The organism is Streptomyces sp. NPDC048462 (genome assembly GCF_043200175.1).
In the GTDB taxonomy this organism is placed as follows: Bacteria; Actinomycetota; Actinomycetes; order Streptomycetales; family Streptomycetaceae; genus Streptomyces.
This window is the reverse complement of record NZ_JBICXG010000019.1, coordinates 29,040-44,261: the sequence shown is the minus strand read 5'-3', so window position 1 is coordinate 44,261 and position 15,222 is coordinate 29,040. Positions and strand designations below refer to the sequence as shown.

The following is a 15,222-nucleotide window of genomic DNA, read 5'->3' as shown; positions in this document are numbered from 1 at the left end:
CCTTGCTGTCCGAAGGCCGTCATCCGAGTGGCCCTTTTGTTGTGATTAACGGCCTCTGTCCTGTCTCCGCGTGGCACAGATCCCACAGGTACGAGAACTGGCTCGGTACGAGCGAAGGGTCGACGCGATGGAGCTGATCGCAGGAAATCCGGCAGCGCCGCGGACGGACGGCACGCGGGCGGCGGTACGCGGGGCACCGGCCCCCGGCGAAACGGTCCGGGGCGGACCGGCCGACCGGGCCAGGGGCTCGCTGCTCGGCCTCGCGGTCGGCGACGCGCTTGGCGCCCCCGCGGAGAACATGCGGCCCTCCGAGATCCGCCGCCGCTGGGGCCGGATCGAGGGCTTCGTGAGCGACGACCCGGCGGGCACCGACGACACCGAGTACGCGATCTTCTCCGGGCTGCTGCTGGCCCGGCACGGCTCGGCGCTCACCGTGACCCACGTCGAGCGGGCCTGGCGGCTGTGGATCGCGGACCTGGACGAGGGGCCGTTCCGGGGTGCCGGTTTCAGCGAGCGCGGCACGCTGGAGAACCTGCGCCGGGGACTGGCCGCCCCGATCTCCGCCCAGCACCGCCACGCCTGGAGCGACGGGCTGGCGATGCGGGCGGCGCCGTTCGGCGTCTTCGCGGCGGGCCGGCCCGCCGAGGCGGCCCGGCTGGTCGCGGTGGACGGCCGGGTCAGCCACGAGGGCGAGGGCATCTACGGCGGCCAGGCGGTGGCGGCCGGGGTCGCGGCCGCCATGACGGGCTCCGGGGTCACCTCCGTGATCGCCGCCGCGCTCTCCGTCGTACCGATGGACTCCTGGACGGCGCGTTCGCTGCGCCGCGCGGTGACCGCCGCCCAGCGCCCGTACCCCGACCGGCTTTCCATGGAACGCGCGGTGCGCTCGGCCGTCGTCGTCGGCGGCTACCCCTGGACGGACCTGGCCCCCGAGGCGGTCGGGCTGGCCTTCGGGGCGTTCGCCGCGGCGCGCGGCGACTTCCGCACGGCGGTGCTGACCGCGGTCAACATGGGCCGCGACGCCGACACGACGGCCGCGGTGGCGGGCGCGCTGGCCGGGGCGCTGCACGGGGCCTCGGCCATCCCCGCGCACTGGGCCGAGGCGATCGGCCCGGTCCGGGGCAGCTGCCTCCCCTCGATGCGCGGCTACCACGTCCTGGACATCGCGGAACTGCTCACCCCGGCCGATCCGGACGAACAGCGGCTCCCGGACCACGGCCACGGCCCCGGCGACGGGGCGCCCCCGCCCGGTGGGAGCGCCGGCGACGACGCCGGCCACCGGGACCTCCGCACCGGCGCACCGGCGGTGCGGCCATGACCGCCACCACCCGCCGCGCCCGGATCGAGGGGCTGCTGCTCGGGCTGGCCGCCGGGGACGCCGCCGGATGGCCGGCCGCACGGCACCGGGCGGCCCGGATGCCGGAGTGGACCCGTCGCCTCACCCGCGAGCTGGACACCTTCGCCGAGCAGAACGCGACCACCACCCTGCCCGTCCCCATCGCCCTCAACCAGCCGCCCGAGCCGCTGCGGCTCGGCCCGTCCGACGACGCCGAATGGGCGGCGTTCGCGGCCGGGACCGTACTGACCTCGGCGGCGGGACCGCTGCACGGCCTCTCCCCCGGGAGCCGGATGCGGGCCGCGGTGGACGTCGCCTGGAACGCGCTGGCCGCCGAGGTGGCCGCGGCCGCCGCACGGGCGCCCGAGGTCGAGTCGGCGGTGCTGCCGCTGCGGGCCCGGATCTCGGTCCGGGCCGGGCTCGGCAACCTCGCCGCCGGACTGCGCCCGCCCGCCACCGGCCACGACAACCCGCACTACTTCGACGACGCGGCCTGTGTGCGGGCCGCCGTCCTGGCCGTCGTCCACCCCGGCGACCCGGCGGCCGCGGCCGATCTCGCGGAGTTCGACGCGCGCTACACCCAGGACGGCGACGGGGTGCACGGTGCGCGGGCGACGGCGGCCGCGATCGCGGCGGCGCTCGGCGGGGCCGACGTGGACACGGCGGTGAACGCCGCGCTGGCCCAGCTCCCCGAGGGCACCGAGATCGCCCGCAACGCCACCCACGCGGTCCGGATCGCCCGCGACTTCGCCGGCGAGGCGGCCGGCGCCTTCGCCCTCGTCCCGGTGCTGGAGCACCAGATCGTGGACCACGTCTACAGCTACGGGATCGCCGCGGCCGAGACCGTCCCGGTCGCCCTCGCCCTGGCGACCGCGGCCCGCGGCGAGATCGCGCAGGCCGTACCGTCCGCCGCCTGCCTGTCCCGGGTCGCCGATTCGGCGCCGGCCCTGGCCGGTGCGCTGACGGGCGCGCTCGGCGGCATCGCCACCGTGCCGGACGGCTGGCGCGAGGCCTGCCGCACCCTGGCGGGGTGCGCGCTGCCCCGTTTCGCGGGCACCGATCTGATGGAACTCGCCGGGCTGCTGGCAGACACGGAACCGGCACCCTCGGGTGGACAATTCGGACATGACATCCACAGCGCCGACGGCGCCCACGAGGTCCGCACCGCCCACCACACCCACGGCGCCCACTCTCGATGAACGCATCGCGGGCGCGCTCGTCGGCGCCGCCGTCGGCGACGCGCTCGGCGGCCCGGTCGAGGGACGGCCCCCCGAGCAGATCGTGGCCCGCCACGGCGGGCGGATCACCGGCGTCGTCGGCCCCTGGGACGGCGACGACTGGCGCACCGCCCGCCCCATCGCCCCGTACCACAAGGGCGACGGGCACGTCACCGACGACACCCTGATGACCCATGCGCTGGTCCGGGTGTACGGGAAGGTGCGCGGCCACCTCGACGCGTACTCGGTCGCCGAGCACCTCGTGCCGGAGCTGATCTCGAACCCCCGCTGGATTCCGGAGCTGGAGGCCGAGGCGCTGCCGCTCCAGCGGATCTTCCTCGCCGAGAAGTGGATCGTCGCCCGGCTGCACTACGGCCACGTCGACCCGCGCGAGGCGGGCTCCGGAAACATCGTCAACTGCGGTGCCGCGATGTACATGGCGCCGGTCGGTCTGGTGAACGCCGCCCATCCGCAGGCCGCTTACGCCGAGGCGCTGGACGTCGCGGGCGCCCACCAGTCCTCGTACGGCAGGGAGGCGGCCGGGGTCTTCGCGGCCGCCGTCGCCGCCGCCTGCGCACCCGGGGCCACGCCCGCCTCGGTCGTCGAGACCTGCCTGTCGCTCGCCAAGGACGGCACCCGGTCCGCCATCGAGGCGGTGTGCGAAACAGCGTCCGGGTACCGCGACTTCGAGTCCGCCCTCGCCCCGCTGCGGGAGGCCGTCGCGCCCTTCGACACCGTCGGCCCCGACTACCGGGCCCCCTCGCTCGGCGCCCGGCGCCCGTCCCGGCTGCACGCCATCGAGGAACTCCCCGTCGCGCTCGGCATGCTGCTCGTCGGGGACGGGGACTACCGGCGCACCGTCCTGGGGTCGGTCAACTACGGGCGGGACTGCGACTCCATCGCCACCATGAGCGGCGCCGTCGCGGGCGCGCTGCACGGCGAGCGCGCGATCCCCGCCGACTGGGTGAGCACGGTCGGCGCGGCCAGCCGCCTCGATCTGCACGCCCCGGCCCGGACCCTGGCGGCGGTCGCCCGCGAGGTGTTCGCGCACGACACGGCCGGCCGCCGCAGCCACGAGAGCGCCTTCGCCGCGCTGGCGGGCACACCGTGACCGCCACCGTGCGGGCCACCTGGGTGCAGCCGGAGGACCTGGTCGGGCACGAGCTGCGGCAGGCCGCCGAGGACGGGCGCGACGCCCGGGACATCGAGCGCCGGTGGTACGAGGCCGGCGGATCGCCCGCCCCGGACCGCGCGGGTGCCTCCGAGCACCCCGCCCCACCGGAACTGCGCGCGGTCGCCGGGCGCCTGCTGGACGAACTCGCCCTGCTGGAATCGCCGTTGTCCGACGACGAGCCGACCGCTCTGGACGCGATCCGGTCCGCCTGCCCGCACTGGCCGCTCTCCCGCGCGGCCCCCTGCGGCGTGGACCGCGAGCGGCTGCACGCGGCCTGGCTGGGCCGGGCGGCGGGCTGCCTGCTCGGGAAGCCGGTCGAGAAGCTGCCGCTGGAGGGCATCCGCGCGCTGGCCCGCGCCACCGGGAACTGGCCGCTGAACACCTGGTTCACCGCCAAGGGGCTGCCGCCCGCGCTGGCCGCCACCTACCCCTGGAACCGGCGCTCCGCGACCACCTCGCTCGCGGAGAACATCGACGGGATGCCGGAGGACGACGACCTCAACCACCCCCTCCTCACCCTGCTGCTGCTCCGGCGCCACGGCCGCTCGTTCACCACCTCCGACCTCGCCCGCCTCTGGCTGGACGAGCTGCCGGCGGGCCGGACGTTCACCGCCGAGCGGGTCGCGTACCGCAATCTGCTGGACGGCGTCGAGCCGCCGGACACCGCCCGGTACCGCAACCCGTTCCGGGAGTGGATCGGCGCGCAGATCCGGGCCGACGTGCACGGCTGGACCCACCCCGGCGACCCGGCCGGGGCGGCGGAGCAGGCCCACCGGGACGCGGTCCTCACGCACACCGGGAACGGTGTGTACGGCGCCATGTTCACCGCCGCCGCACTGGCCGAGGCGGCCGGCGGCGAGGCCGACGTGCACGGCTGTCTGGCCGCCGGGCTCCGGGTCGTACCACCGCGCTCGCGGTTCGCCCGCGCGGTACGGGACGGGATCGCCGCCGCCCACGACGCGGCCGGCTTCGACACCGTCGTCGACCGCCTCCACGACACCTACGGCCGATACCACTGGGTGCACGTACTGCCCAACGCGGCACTGCTCGCCGCCGCGCTCACCCATGCCGACGGCGACTTCTCCGGCTCCGTCTGCCGTGCGGTGTCCGGCGGCTGGGACACCGACTCCAACGGGGCGACCGCCGGTTCGCTCGCCGGACTGCTGGCCGGACGGCCCGGGGCGCTGCCCGACCGGTGGACCACCCCGCTGAAGAACCGTCTCGCCACGTCCGTACCCGGTTTCGACTCGGTCGGCTTCGACACCCTCGCCGACCTGACCCACCGGCTCACCCACCAGGAGGCAGTGTGCCCATGACCAGAGTCGCGGTGCTCGGCAGCACCAATATGGACCTCGTGGCCTACGTCGACCGGGCCCCGGAGCGCGGACAGACCGTCACCGGAACGGAGTTCCGCACCGTCCCGGGCGGCAAGGGCGCCAACCAGGCCGTCGCCGCCGCCCGCGCGGGCGGCGACGTGATGATGATCGGCGCCGTCGGCGACGACGAGTACGGCCTCCGGCTGCGGGAGAACCTGGAGCACTCGGGCGTCGACACCGATCTGCTGCACACCGCAGAGGGCCCCAGCGGTACCGCGCACATCGTGGTGGACGCCAAGGGCTCCAACGCCATCGTCGTCATCCCCGGCGCGAACGGCGCCGTCACCGCGCTCGGTCCGGGCGAGATCGCCGCCGTCGCGGAGGCCGACCTGCTGCTGCTCCAGCTGGAGCTGCCGATGTCCGCCGTGATCGAGGGTGCGCGAGCCGGTCACGCCCAGGGCGTACGGGTGCTCCTCACCCCGTCCCCCGTACAGGAACTTCCCGACGAACTCCTGGACTGCGTCGACCTGCTGATCCCCAATGAGCACGAGGCGGCCGAGCTGTCCGGGCACGCCGAACCGCACGCGGCGGCGGAGGTACTGCTCAGCCAGGTGCCCGCGGTCCTGATCACGCTCGGCTCGAAGGGCTGCCTGTACGCGGCCCGGGGCAGCACGGCCGTCCACTTCCCCGCCCCCGACGTCCACGCCGTCGACACCACCGGCGCCGGCGACACCTTCGTCGGCACGCTCGCGGTGGCGATCGGTGAGGGCCGGCCGGTGCCACAGGCCGTCGCCTGGGCCTCCGCCGCCGCCGCGCTCTGCGTACAGAAGCCCGGCGCCTCGACGTCCATGCCGTACCGCAGCGAAATCGACGCCGCATGACCGGGCAGGCGGCGCCGCCGCTGACCGGACTGCGGGTAATCGACCTCGCCACGCTCTTCGCCGGGCCCCTGTGCGCCACCATGCTCGGTGACTACGGCGCCGAGGTGATCAAGGTCGAGCATCCGGGCCGCCCCGACCCGTCCCGGGGCCACGGCCCCACGAAGGACGGCATCGGGCTGTGGTGGAAGCTGCTCGGCCGCAACAAGCGCACCATGACCCTCGATCTCTCCGGGGACGGCGGCCGCGACATCCTGCTCCGGCTCGCCGCCGACACCGACGTCATCATCGAGAACTTCCGGCCGGGCACGCTGGAGCGGTGGGGTCTTGGCTGGGAGGAACTGCACGCCGTCAACCCCCGGCTGGTGCTGGCCAGGGTCACGGGCTTCGGCCAGTTCGGCCCGTACGCGCACCGGCCCGGCTTCGGCACCCTCGCGGAGGCCATGAGCGGATTCGCGGCGATCACCGGGGAGCCGGACGGGCCGCCGACGCTGCCGCCGTTCGGCCTGGCCGACTCGATCGCGGCGATCGCCACGGCGTACGCGGTGATGACCGCGCTGGCCGGGCGGGAGCGCACTGGTGAGGGCCAGGTCGTCGACCTGGCGATCATCGAACCGATCCTGACGGTGCTCGGCCCGCAGCCGCTCTGGTACGACCAGCTCGGTTACGTGCAGCCGCGCACCGGCAACCGTTCGCGCAACAACGCCCCGCGCAACACCTACCGCACCTCGGACGGGCAGTGGGTCGCCGTCTCCACCTCGGCGCAGTCCGTCGCGGAGCGGGTGATGCGTCTGGTGGGACGGGCGGAGCTGATCGACGAACCGTGGTTCGGCTCCGGCACCACCCGCGCCGAGCACTGCGAGGAGCTCGACGAGGCGGTCGGCAACTGGATCGCCCGCCACACCAGGGACGACGCGATCTCCGCGTTCGAGAAGGCGGAGGCGGCCATCGCGCCGGTCCACGACATCCGCGACGTGATGGAGGACCCGCAGTACCGGGCGCTGGACTCCGTCACCGAGGTCGACGACCCCGAGCTGGGCCCGCTGCGGATGCAGAACGTCCTCTTCCGGCTCTCCGCGACGCCCGGGGCGATCCGCTGGGCGGGGCGGCCGCACGGGGCGGACACCGAGGAGATCCTCACCGGGCTCGGACTGAGCGGCGCGGAGATCTCGGCGCTGCGGGCGGAGCGGGTCCTGTGATCCCGGCGATCCCCCTCACCTGGTTGTACGTCCCCGGGGACCGGCCGGACGTGGTGCGCAAGGCCCGCGCCTCGGGGGCGGACGTGGTGATCGTGGACCTGGAGGACGCGGTCGCCCCCGACCGCAAGGAGTACGCGCGGGCGGCCACCGCCGAACTCCTCGCCGAACCTGCCGACGCCGGAGCGGCGCCGCTCCACGTCCGGGTTCACACCGAGACCGACGTGACGGCCCTGGCCGGGCTCCCGGGCCTCGCGGAACTGCGGCTGCCGAAGATCACCCACGCGGCCTCCGTCCATCACATCGCGGCGCTGGCCCCCGGGGTCGCGCTCTGCCCCCTGCTGGAGTCGGCGCTCGGCATCGAGCACGCGTACTCGGTGGCCGCCGCCCATCCCCAGGTCCGGTCCATCGCGCTGGGCGAGGCGGATCTCCGGGCCGATCTGGGGGTGCGGGACGACACGGGGCTCGACTGGTCGCGCAGCCGGGCGGTGGTCGCGGCGCGGGCTGCCGGGCTGGCCCCGCCGACCCAGTCGGTGTTCCCGGACGTCCGGGACCTGGACGGCCTGTGGGCGTCCTGCGCGCACGGCCGGGCGCTGGGTTTCCTTGGCCGGGCGGCGATCCACCCCCGGCAGCTCCCGGTGATCGAGCGGGCGTTCCGGCCGACGCCGCAGGAGATCGAGGCGGCCCAGGAGATCGTCGAGGCGGCCCGGACGGAGGCGGGCGCGCTGGCCCTGCCGGACGGCCGCTTCGTGGACGCGGCGGTGGTGGCCTCGGCCCACCGCACGCTTGCCCTGGCGGGTCGCACGGTGGTGTCCGGCCCCCGCTGATCCCGGAACCCCGGCCCCTGGCTCCGTCCTCAATCGCCGGAGGGGCTGGGTTGTGCGGCATCCTGCGGAAAACCGGCTACGGGCAGCGAACTCAAGCCTGTCCGGCGATTGAGGACACCACGGCCCGCAGAGACGCGATCACGGCGAGCGAATTCAAGCCCGTCCGGCGATTGAGGACAAGGCCCGGCGCCACGCTCGCGGCGCGCAGAACGAGGAGGGGCCGCCGGATCGTCCGGCGGCCCCTCCTCGTCGTCGCTGCGGTATCAGCCCTTGGCCGTCTCCGCCGCGTCCTTCGTCTCCGAGGCCTCGGACGCGTCGGACGCGTCCACCGCATCGGCCTCGACCGCGGCGTCGTCGGACTTCGCGTCGTCGGACTTCGTCTCTCCGGCCTCCGCGTCCCCGGCCCCGACCGCGTCCGCGTCCGGCTCTCCCGGCTCCACGATCTCCTCGCGACCCGGCCGAACCTTCGCCGAGATCACCATGTAGACCACGGCCAGCACGAACACGATCAGCGCGGTCCACACGTTCAGGCGAAGACCCAGGATGTGGTGGGCCTCATCCACGCGCATGTACTCGATCCACGCGCGACCGGCGCAGTAGGACGCGACGTACAGCGCGAACGCCCGCCCGTGCCCGAGCTTGAACCGGCGGTCCGCCCAGATCACCAGGAGGGCGACACCGATGCACCACAGCGACTCGTACAGGAACGTCGGGTGGTAGGTGCCCGCCACCCGGTTGGGGCCCTCGCTGATCTTCAGCGCCCACGGGACGTCGGTCTCCCGGCCGTACAGCTCCTGGTTGAACCAGTTGCCCCAGCGGCCGCAGGCCTGGGCCACGGCGATACCGGGGGCGAGCGCGTCGGCCCAGGCGGGCAGCGGGATCCCGCGGCGGCGGCAGCCGATCCAGGCACCGACCGCGCCCAGCGCGATCGCACCCCAGATACCGAGGCCGCCCTGCCAGATCTTGAAGGCGTCGACCCAGTCCTCACCGTCGCTGAAGTACAGCTGGTAGTCGGTGATGACGTGGTAGAGCCTCCCGCCGACGAGGCCGAAGGGCACCGCCCAGACGGCGATGTCGGCGACGGTGCCGGCTCTGCCCCCTCGGGCGATCCAGCGCTTGTTGCCGAGCCAGACGGCGACAAACACACCGATGATGATGCAGAACGCGTAGCCGCGAAGCGGGATCGGGCCGAGATCGATCACGCCGGTCGACGGGCTGGGAATGTAGGCAAGGTCCATGACAGGGTCGACGCTACCCTGCCGGGCGGGAGGTGCGGCAACCCGCCCGACAACGTCTGGGTAACGAGCGGGTCATCGATTCCCCAGGTTTCCGCCGTTCAGGACCCGGACGGGGCGGTGGTGGCCGTGCCCGCGCCCTTGCCCTTGTTGGCCTCCGCGACCCACTTCTTCAGGTTGGCGACGGTGATGGGTTCGTTCCCCTTCTTGGGGAAGATCGACTCACCGTTGAGCAGCGCCGTCGGCGTGCCCTGGAAGCCGCCGTCGCGGAACGCCTTGTCGGACTTCTGGACCCAGCTGTCGTGCGTGCCGTCCTCGACACAGCTGCGGAAGGCGGGCGTGTCGAGGCCGTCGACCTTCTTGGACAGGTCGATCAGCTTGCTGTTGTCGCCGAAGGCGTCGTCGGACTCCTGCGGCTGGTTGCGGTACAGGATGTCGTGGTACGCGGAGAACCTGCCCACGTCCTGGGCGCAGGCCGCCGCGTTTGCCGCCTTGAGGGAGCCGCTGCCGCCGAGATTGCCGTCGATCAGCGTGGCGAGGTGGTATTCGACCTTGAGCTGCTTGCTCTGCTCCAACTGGTGGATCGTGTCCCGGAACGCGTTCTCGAACTGGGCGCAGACCGGGCAGCGGAAGTCCTCCCAGATCGTGAGCGTGGACGGGGCGTCGTCCGCTCCCACCTGGATGGCGAGGCTGTCCTTGCCGGTCGCGCCCGACGGCGCGACGGCGGGACCCGACGCCTTGTCCTTGTTGCCCTTGCCGCCGCTGTTCGCGGCGATCACGCCGACGACGGCGGCCAGGGCGAGAACACCCACCACGGCGGTCGAGACGATCAGCGTGCGGCGGCGGCGCTCTCGCGCCTTCATCTGCTCACGCTGCTGGATCAGCCGGTCTCGCGCGGCCCTTTTTCCCTCTTGGTTCTTCTCGCTCACACCGCAGCAACGAACCGGGGAGGCACTCTCGTGCCTCCCCGGTCCCAGGTCCACCCATTCGGGTTACGCCCGGTGTCAGCGCTTTCGAACACCCTCGGCCAGATCGGCCGCCAGGGAACGCACGGCCGCCAGGCCGGCCTGCTCGTCGGGCGCGTCCAGCATCCGCTTGACGAAGGCGGAGCCGACGATGACCCCGTCCGCGAACCCGGCGACCTCGGCCGCCTGGTCGGCGTTCGAGACGCCGAGGCCGACGCAGACCGGGATGGAGGTGGTGGCGCGGGTGCGGCGCACCAGGTCCTGGGCCTGTTCGCCGACCGAGACGCGGGTGCCGGTGACCCCCATCAGCGAAGCGGCGTAGACGAAGCCGGAGCCGGCCGCCGTGATGGTGGCGAGGCGCTCGTCCTTGCTGCTCGGCGCGACGACGAAGACGGTCGCCAGACCGTGCTTCTCCGCGTGCTCGCGCCACAGGGCGGACTCCTGGACCGGCAGGTCGGGCAGGATGCACCCGGCGCCGCCCGCCTCGGCCAGCTCGGCGGTGAAGCGTTCGACGCCGTACCGGTCGATCGGGTTCCAGTACGTCATGACCAGGATCGGGATGCCGGTCGCCTCGTGCGCCTCGCGGACCGTGCGCATCACGTCGGCGATCTTGACTCCGCCGCGCAGGGCGATGTCGTCGGCGGTCTGGATGACCGGTCCGTCCAGCACCGGGTCGCTGTGCGGGAGTCCCACCTCGACGATGTCGGCGCCACCGGCGGCCACCGCCTTGACGGCGGCGATGCCGCCGTCGACGGTCGGGAAGCCGGCGGGCAGGTACGCGATCAGCGCGGCCCGGTCCTCGGCCCTGGCGGCGGCGAGGGTGGTGTTCAACAGCTCGATGTTGCCGCTCACTTGACGTCCCCCTCGATCTCGGCGCCGTGTCCGGCCGCGTCCGCCTCGACGGTCGCGTCGGCCTCGTACAGCCCGAAGTACCGGGCCGCCGTGTCCATGTCCTTGTCGCCCCGGCCCGACAGGTTGACCAGGATCAGGCCGTCCTTGCCGAGCTCCTTGCCGACCTCCAGGGCGCCGGCCAGCGCGTGCGCGCTCTCGATGGCCGGGATGATCCCCTCGGTGCGGGAGAGCAGCCGCAGCGCCTGCATGGCGGCGTCGTCGGTGACCGCGCGGTACTCGCCCCGGCCGATGTCCTTCAGGTAGGCGTGCTCGGGGCCGATGCCCGGGTAGTCCAGACCGGCCGAGATGGAGTACGGCTCGGTGATCTGGCCCTCCTCGTCCTGGAGGACGTAGCTGCGCGAACCGTGCAGGATGCCGGGCTCGCCCTCGGTCAGGGTCGCCGCGTGCTCGCCGGTCTCCACCCCGTGTCCGGCCGGCTCGCAGCCGATGAGGCGGACGTCCGCGTCCGGGATGAGGGCGTGGAAGAGGCCGATGGCGTTGGAGCCGCCGCCGACGCAGGCGACCGCGGCGTCCGGCAGCCGCCCGGCCCGCTCCAGGATCTGCCGCCTGGCCTCGACGCCGATGACGCGGTGGAAGTCGCGGACCATGGCGGGGAAGGGGTGCGGTCCCGCGACCGTGCCGAAGAGGTAGTGCGTGCGGTCCACGTTGGCGACCCAGTCGCGGAACGCCTCGTTGATGGCGTCCTTGAGGGTGCGGGAACCGGACTTCACGGCGATGACCTCGGCGCCGAGCATCCGCATCCGCGCCACGTTGAGCGCCTGGCGCTCGGTGTCGATCTCACCCATGTAGATGGTGCATTCGAGGCCGAAGAGCGCGCAGGCGGTCGCGGTGGCGACGCCGTGCTGGCCGGCCCCGGTCTCCGCGATGACCCGGGTCTTGCCCATGCGCCTGGTGAGGAGCGCCTGGCCGAGCACGTTGTTGATCTTGTGCGAGCCGGTGTGGTTGAGGTCCTCGCGCTTGAGGAAGATCCGGGCGCCGCCGGCGTGTTCCGCGAAGCGCGGCACCTCGGTGAGCGCGCTGGGGCGGCCGGTGTAGTTGACCATGAGCTCGTTGAGCTCGGCGGCGAACGCCGGGTCGGCCTTCGCCTTGTCGTACTCGACGGCGACCTCGTCCACGGCGGCGACGAGCGCCTCCGGGATGAACTTGCCGCCGTACGCGCCGAAGTACCCCTCGGCGCTGGGGATCAGACCGTCCGGGTCCGGAATGAAGAAGTCAGATGACATCCGACGTGTGCTCCTCGACATGGCATGGGTGGATGCGTGGATTCACCGTATTGCGCCGTGAGCGGAGCGCCGCCTCGGCCGGGGGCCGGGCGGGTGAGGTCGTGCGGGTTCCGCCGGGTGGGCGGTGGGTGCGACGGCCGGGGCTCGCTTACTGCGCGGACCCCGTGCGCCATCGCATGCCGTTGACCTGGCCGGGTTCGTCACCGATCACGTACCGCACCCGCCGGCCGTGCACGCGGCGCGCGGGGGCACGGCAGCCGCGGGGGCGGCAGCCGCGCGCCAGTGGCGCGTGCGGGTCCCGGCCGGTGGCCGCGGCGGGGCGCAGGCCCGGCCGGACCCGGGGCGCGGAACGGTCGGCGGACACGGGTGGAGTCAGCCCCGTCCGTGCCGGAGCGCGGGGTGGGCTCCGGCGGCGACCAGGTCGGCGACGGCGACCCGCGGGTCGCGGCCGGTGACCAGGGACTCGCCGACCAGCACGGCGTCCGCGCCGGCGTTGGCGTAGGCGATGAGGTCGTGCGGGCCCCGCACACCGGACTCGGCGATCTTGACGATGCGGTCGGGGATCTCAGGGGCGACCCGCTCGAAGACCGAGCGGTCGACCTTGAGGTCCTTCAGGTTGCGCGCGTTGACGCCGATGATCCGTGCGCCGGCGTCCACCGCGCGCTCCGCCTCCTCCTCGTCGTGCACCTCGACCAGCGGCGTCAGGCCGATGGACTCGGCGCGCTCGATCAGGGAGACCAGGGCCTCCTGGTCGAGGGCGGCGACGATCAGCAGCGCGAGGTCGGCGCCGTACGCCCGTGCCTCCCACAACTGGTACGAGGTGACGATGAAGTCCTTGCGCAGGACCGGGATGTCGACCTTGGCCCGGACGGCCTCCAGGTCCGCGAGCGAACCGCCGAAGCGGCGTTCCTCGGTGAGGACGGAGATGACGGACGCGCCGCCCGCCTCGTAGTCCGCGGCCAGTGCGGCCGGGTCGGCGATGGCGGCGAGGGCCCCCTTGGAGGGACTGGAGCGCTTTACCTCGCAGATGACGGTCACGCCCTCGCCGCGCAGGGCGGCGACTCCGTCCTTCGCCTGGGGGGCGCGCGCCGCGCGTTCCTTCAGCTCATCGAGGCTGACGCGCGCCTGCCGCTCTGCGAGGTCGGCGCGTACGCCGTCGATGATCTCGTCGAGCACACTCACGCGATCGGCCCCCTTCCGGGACGGTGACAAGAGAACAGGATCAGCCATGCCGATGGTATCCGCAGGAGGCCGATGGGCCCGCATCCGGCCGACGAATGTCCCACTACCTGGGCATTCACGGCACCAGCGCCGATCCGAACGGCAGATTCCGGACGACTGTGAAGATCATCAGAACGGCTCCGACCGCCCACCAGTGGACGGGCCTCAGCGCGAGCCGCGCGGGCCTCCCGGCGGCCGCGCGGACCATCCACAGGACCCAGGCCACGGCGAAGATCCCGTAGCCGATGACGGCGAGCGCGTTGGAGCCGAACGCCGTCCCGATGTCGCCGTGTGCGACGGCGTACGCGCTGCGCAGCCCGCCGCAGCCGGGGCAGTAGATGCCGGTGAAGCGGAGCAGTGGGCAGACCGGGTAGTGGCCCGGTTCGTTGGGGTCGACGGAGCCGACGAGGACGAAGGCCCCGATGACGCCGGCCATGACACCGGCCGGGCCGGCGATCCGCCGCAGCCGTGAGGCGGGGACGGGCGCCGGCGGGAAGACCGGTGGGAACGGGCCCGGCGGTCCGGGCGCGGGGCGGTGGCCCGGCGTCGGCGGGTCGGCTGCTGGAGATGGCGAAGCGTCCACCCGGTGATTGTCGCCGCTGACGCGGAAAGGCGCAGCCCGGTCCGGGCTGCGCCTCGCGTGTGTACGTCCCCGGAACGGGGTCAGGAGGTCTGCGCCTGGCCGGCACGGGCCCTGGCCCGGGCCATCTCCGCCGACTCCTTCGGCATGCCGAGACCGGCGGCCTTCATCGCGAGCCCGACGATCCCGCCGATGACGGTGACGGCGATACCGGCCCAGAAGCCGAGCGGGTTGGCCGCGACCATGAAGACGCCTGCGATGCAGAAGCCGATGAACGAGATGATGACACCGGTCCAGGCGGCCGTGGTGTGTCCGTGGCTGCTGCCCGCCATGAGTTACTCCTCGTTGGTGTTGCGCTGTTGGTATCGCTCGGTGTCGCTGTGTGCAGAGCCGGTGCCGCTGTGGGTGCCGCTGTGCTGTGAGCTCGGCCCATTGTCCCGTACGCGTTGACCGGACATGAGCTGGGGGTCATGCCTCGCGCGTCGGGTCCTCGCCGCGGTCCAGGGCCTTCCACAGGTCCTCGGGCCGGTCGGGGTCCATGGCCTTGGGGACGGTCCTGCGGGGGCGCGGGGTGCCGTCGCGCTCGTAGCGCCCCGACATGGTCGGCCAGCGCTTGCCGTAGCGCAGGGCGAGCAGCCCGGCGAGCAGGATCAGCAGACCGCCGGCCCCGGTCACGTAGGGCCAGGCGGTGTGGCTGAGGGCGCCGATGGTGGCGGCGCTGTCGCCGGTGCTCTGCGCGGCCTGCTCGTCGAGCGCGGCACTGTCGGACGCGCCGAGGAAGGCGCTCAGGGCGGCTCCGAAACCGCTGAGGGCCAGCAGTCCCGCGACGAGCAGCCGGCCGCCGCTGCGGACGGCGAAGACGGCGACGAGGGCGGCCAGGCCGACGATGGCGAGGGCGGCCGGGACGCCGGTGACGTCCTGTCCGTCGGCGCTCAGGGGCAGGGCGCCGCCGCCGACCGATGCCCGGCCCTGGGCCCAGGTCTGCCCGGAGGCGAGCAGGACGACGGTGGCGCCGGCTGCCCCGAGGAGCAGGCCGGCGGCCAGGGACCGGCGGCTTCCCGCGCTGTCGGGCGCGGAGGCGGCTTCGGCACGGGGCTGGGGTACGGGGACAGCGCTCACATACCCCACTATCCCCTACCGCC

General features: G+C 73.7%; 16 protein-coding genes. 7 read left to right on the top strand and 9 right to left on the bottom strand.

Annotation, left to right across the window (positions count from 1 at the left end; translation table 11 throughout):
* The first annotated feature begins 127 nt into the window (after positions 1-127).
* The 7 genes from ACGFU6_RS27355 to ACGFU6_RS27325 are packed head-to-tail and all read left to right on the top strand — an operon-like array spanning position 128 to position 7,944.
* Positions 128-1,318, top strand: a complete 1,191-nt coding sequence (locus tag ACGFU6_RS27355; protein WP_393614780.1) for an ADP-ribosylglycohydrolase family protein — start codon at positions 128-130, stop codon at positions 1,316-1,318.
* Entirely contained in the window at positions 1,315-2,535 is a 1,221-nt protein-coding gene (locus ACGFU6_RS27350) for an ADP-ribosylglycohydrolase family protein (RefSeq protein WP_393614641.1), read from the top strand. The genes ACGFU6_RS27355 and ACGFU6_RS27350 overlap by 4 nt, the downstream gene beginning before the upstream one ends.
* On the top strand, positions 2,462-3,664 hold the full coding sequence (locus ACGFU6_RS27345) for an ADP-ribosylglycohydrolase family protein (protein WP_393614639.1): 1,203 nt from the start codon (positions 2,462-2,464) through the stop codon (positions 3,662-3,664). Before ACGFU6_RS27350 ends, ACGFU6_RS27345 begins: the two co-directional genes overlap by 74 nt.
* A complete protein-coding gene (locus ACGFU6_RS27340) occupies positions 3,661-5,043 on the top strand; it encodes an ADP-ribosylglycohydrolase family protein (RefSeq protein WP_393614638.1) in 1,383 nt (460 codons plus the stop codon). The genes ACGFU6_RS27345 and ACGFU6_RS27340 overlap by 4 nt, the downstream gene beginning before the upstream one ends.
* On the top strand, positions 5,040-5,924 hold the full coding sequence (gene rbsK / locus ACGFU6_RS27335) for a ribokinase (RefSeq protein WP_393614636.1): 885 nt from the start codon (positions 5,040-5,042) through the stop codon (positions 5,922-5,924). Before ACGFU6_RS27340 ends, rbsK begins: the two co-directional genes overlap by 4 nt.
* Positions 5,921-7,120 carry a CaiB/BaiF CoA transferase family protein gene (locus ACGFU6_RS27330; protein WP_393614634.1) on the top strand — a complete coding sequence of 400 codons (1,200 nt, stop codon included), beginning with the start codon at positions 5,921-5,923 and terminating at the stop codon, positions 7,118-7,120. The genes rbsK and ACGFU6_RS27330 overlap by 4 nt, the downstream gene beginning before the upstream one ends.
* On the top strand, positions 7,117-7,944 hold the full coding sequence (locus ACGFU6_RS27325) for an HpcH/HpaI aldolase/citrate lyase family protein (RefSeq protein ID WP_393614632.1): 828 nt from the start codon (positions 7,117-7,119) through the stop codon (positions 7,942-7,944). Before ACGFU6_RS27330 ends, ACGFU6_RS27325 begins: the two co-directional genes overlap by 4 nt.
* Before the next feature lie 263 nt (positions 7,945-8,207).
* Here ACGFU6_RS27325 and lgt read toward each other — a convergent pair whose 3' ends face one another.
* From lgt to ACGFU6_RS27280, 9 genes are all read right to left on the bottom strand, one after another.
* The gene (gene lgt, locus ACGFU6_RS27320; protein WP_393614631.1) at positions 8,208-9,182 is read right to left on the bottom strand and encodes a prolipoprotein diacylglyceryl transferase; all 975 of its coding nucleotides are present in this window, start codon (positions 9,180-9,182) and stop codon (positions 8,208-8,210) included.
* A gap of 98 nt (positions 9,183-9,280) precedes the next feature.
* Positions 9,281-10,108: a thioredoxin domain-containing protein gene (locus ACGFU6_RS27315; protein ID WP_393614629.1), complete on the bottom strand. Its 828-nt coding sequence runs from the start codon at positions 10,106-10,108 to the stop codon at positions 9,281-9,283.
* A gap of 75 nt (positions 10,109-10,183) precedes the next feature.
* Positions 10,184-10,996 (bottom strand): tryptophan synthase subunit alpha, encoded by an 813-nt coding sequence (trpA, locus tag ACGFU6_RS27310; protein ID WP_393614628.1) that lies wholly within the window; start codon positions 10,994-10,996, stop codon positions 10,184-10,186.
* Positions 10,993-12,279, bottom strand: a complete 1,287-nt coding sequence (gene trpB / locus ACGFU6_RS27305; protein WP_393614627.1) for a tryptophan synthase subunit beta — start codon at positions 12,277-12,279, stop codon at positions 10,993-10,995. Before trpB ends, trpA begins: the two co-directional genes overlap by 4 nt.
* Positions 12,280-12,427: 148 nt before the next feature.
* On the bottom strand, positions 12,428-12,643 hold the full coding sequence (gene trpM, locus ACGFU6_RS27300) for a tryptophan biosynthesis modulator TrpM (RefSeq protein ID WP_393614625.1): 216 nt from the start codon (positions 12,641-12,643) through the stop codon (positions 12,428-12,430).
* Between the two features lie 8 nt (positions 12,644-12,651).
* Positions 12,652-13,461, bottom strand: a complete 810-nt coding sequence (gene trpC, locus ACGFU6_RS27295; RefSeq protein WP_393614624.1) for an indole-3-glycerol phosphate synthase TrpC — start codon at positions 13,459-13,461, stop codon at positions 12,652-12,654.
* A gap of 115 nt (positions 13,462-13,576) precedes the next feature.
* Complete coding sequence (locus ACGFU6_RS27290; RefSeq protein WP_393614623.1) at positions 13,577-14,083, bottom strand: DUF2752 domain-containing protein; 507 nt, start codon at positions 14,081-14,083, stop codon at positions 13,577-13,579.
* Between the two features lie 80 nt (positions 14,084-14,163).
* Positions 14,164-14,412 (bottom strand): HGxxPAAW family protein, encoded by a 249-nt coding sequence (locus tag ACGFU6_RS27285; protein ID WP_393614622.1) that lies wholly within the window; start codon positions 14,410-14,412, stop codon positions 14,164-14,166.
* Positions 14,413-14,548: 136 nt separating this feature from the next.
* Positions 14,549-15,208: a TIGR02234 family membrane protein gene (locus ACGFU6_RS27280; protein WP_393614620.1), complete on the bottom strand. Its 660-nt coding sequence runs from the start codon at positions 15,206-15,208 to the stop codon at positions 14,549-14,551.
* Positions 15,209-15,222: the final 14 nt, after the last annotated feature.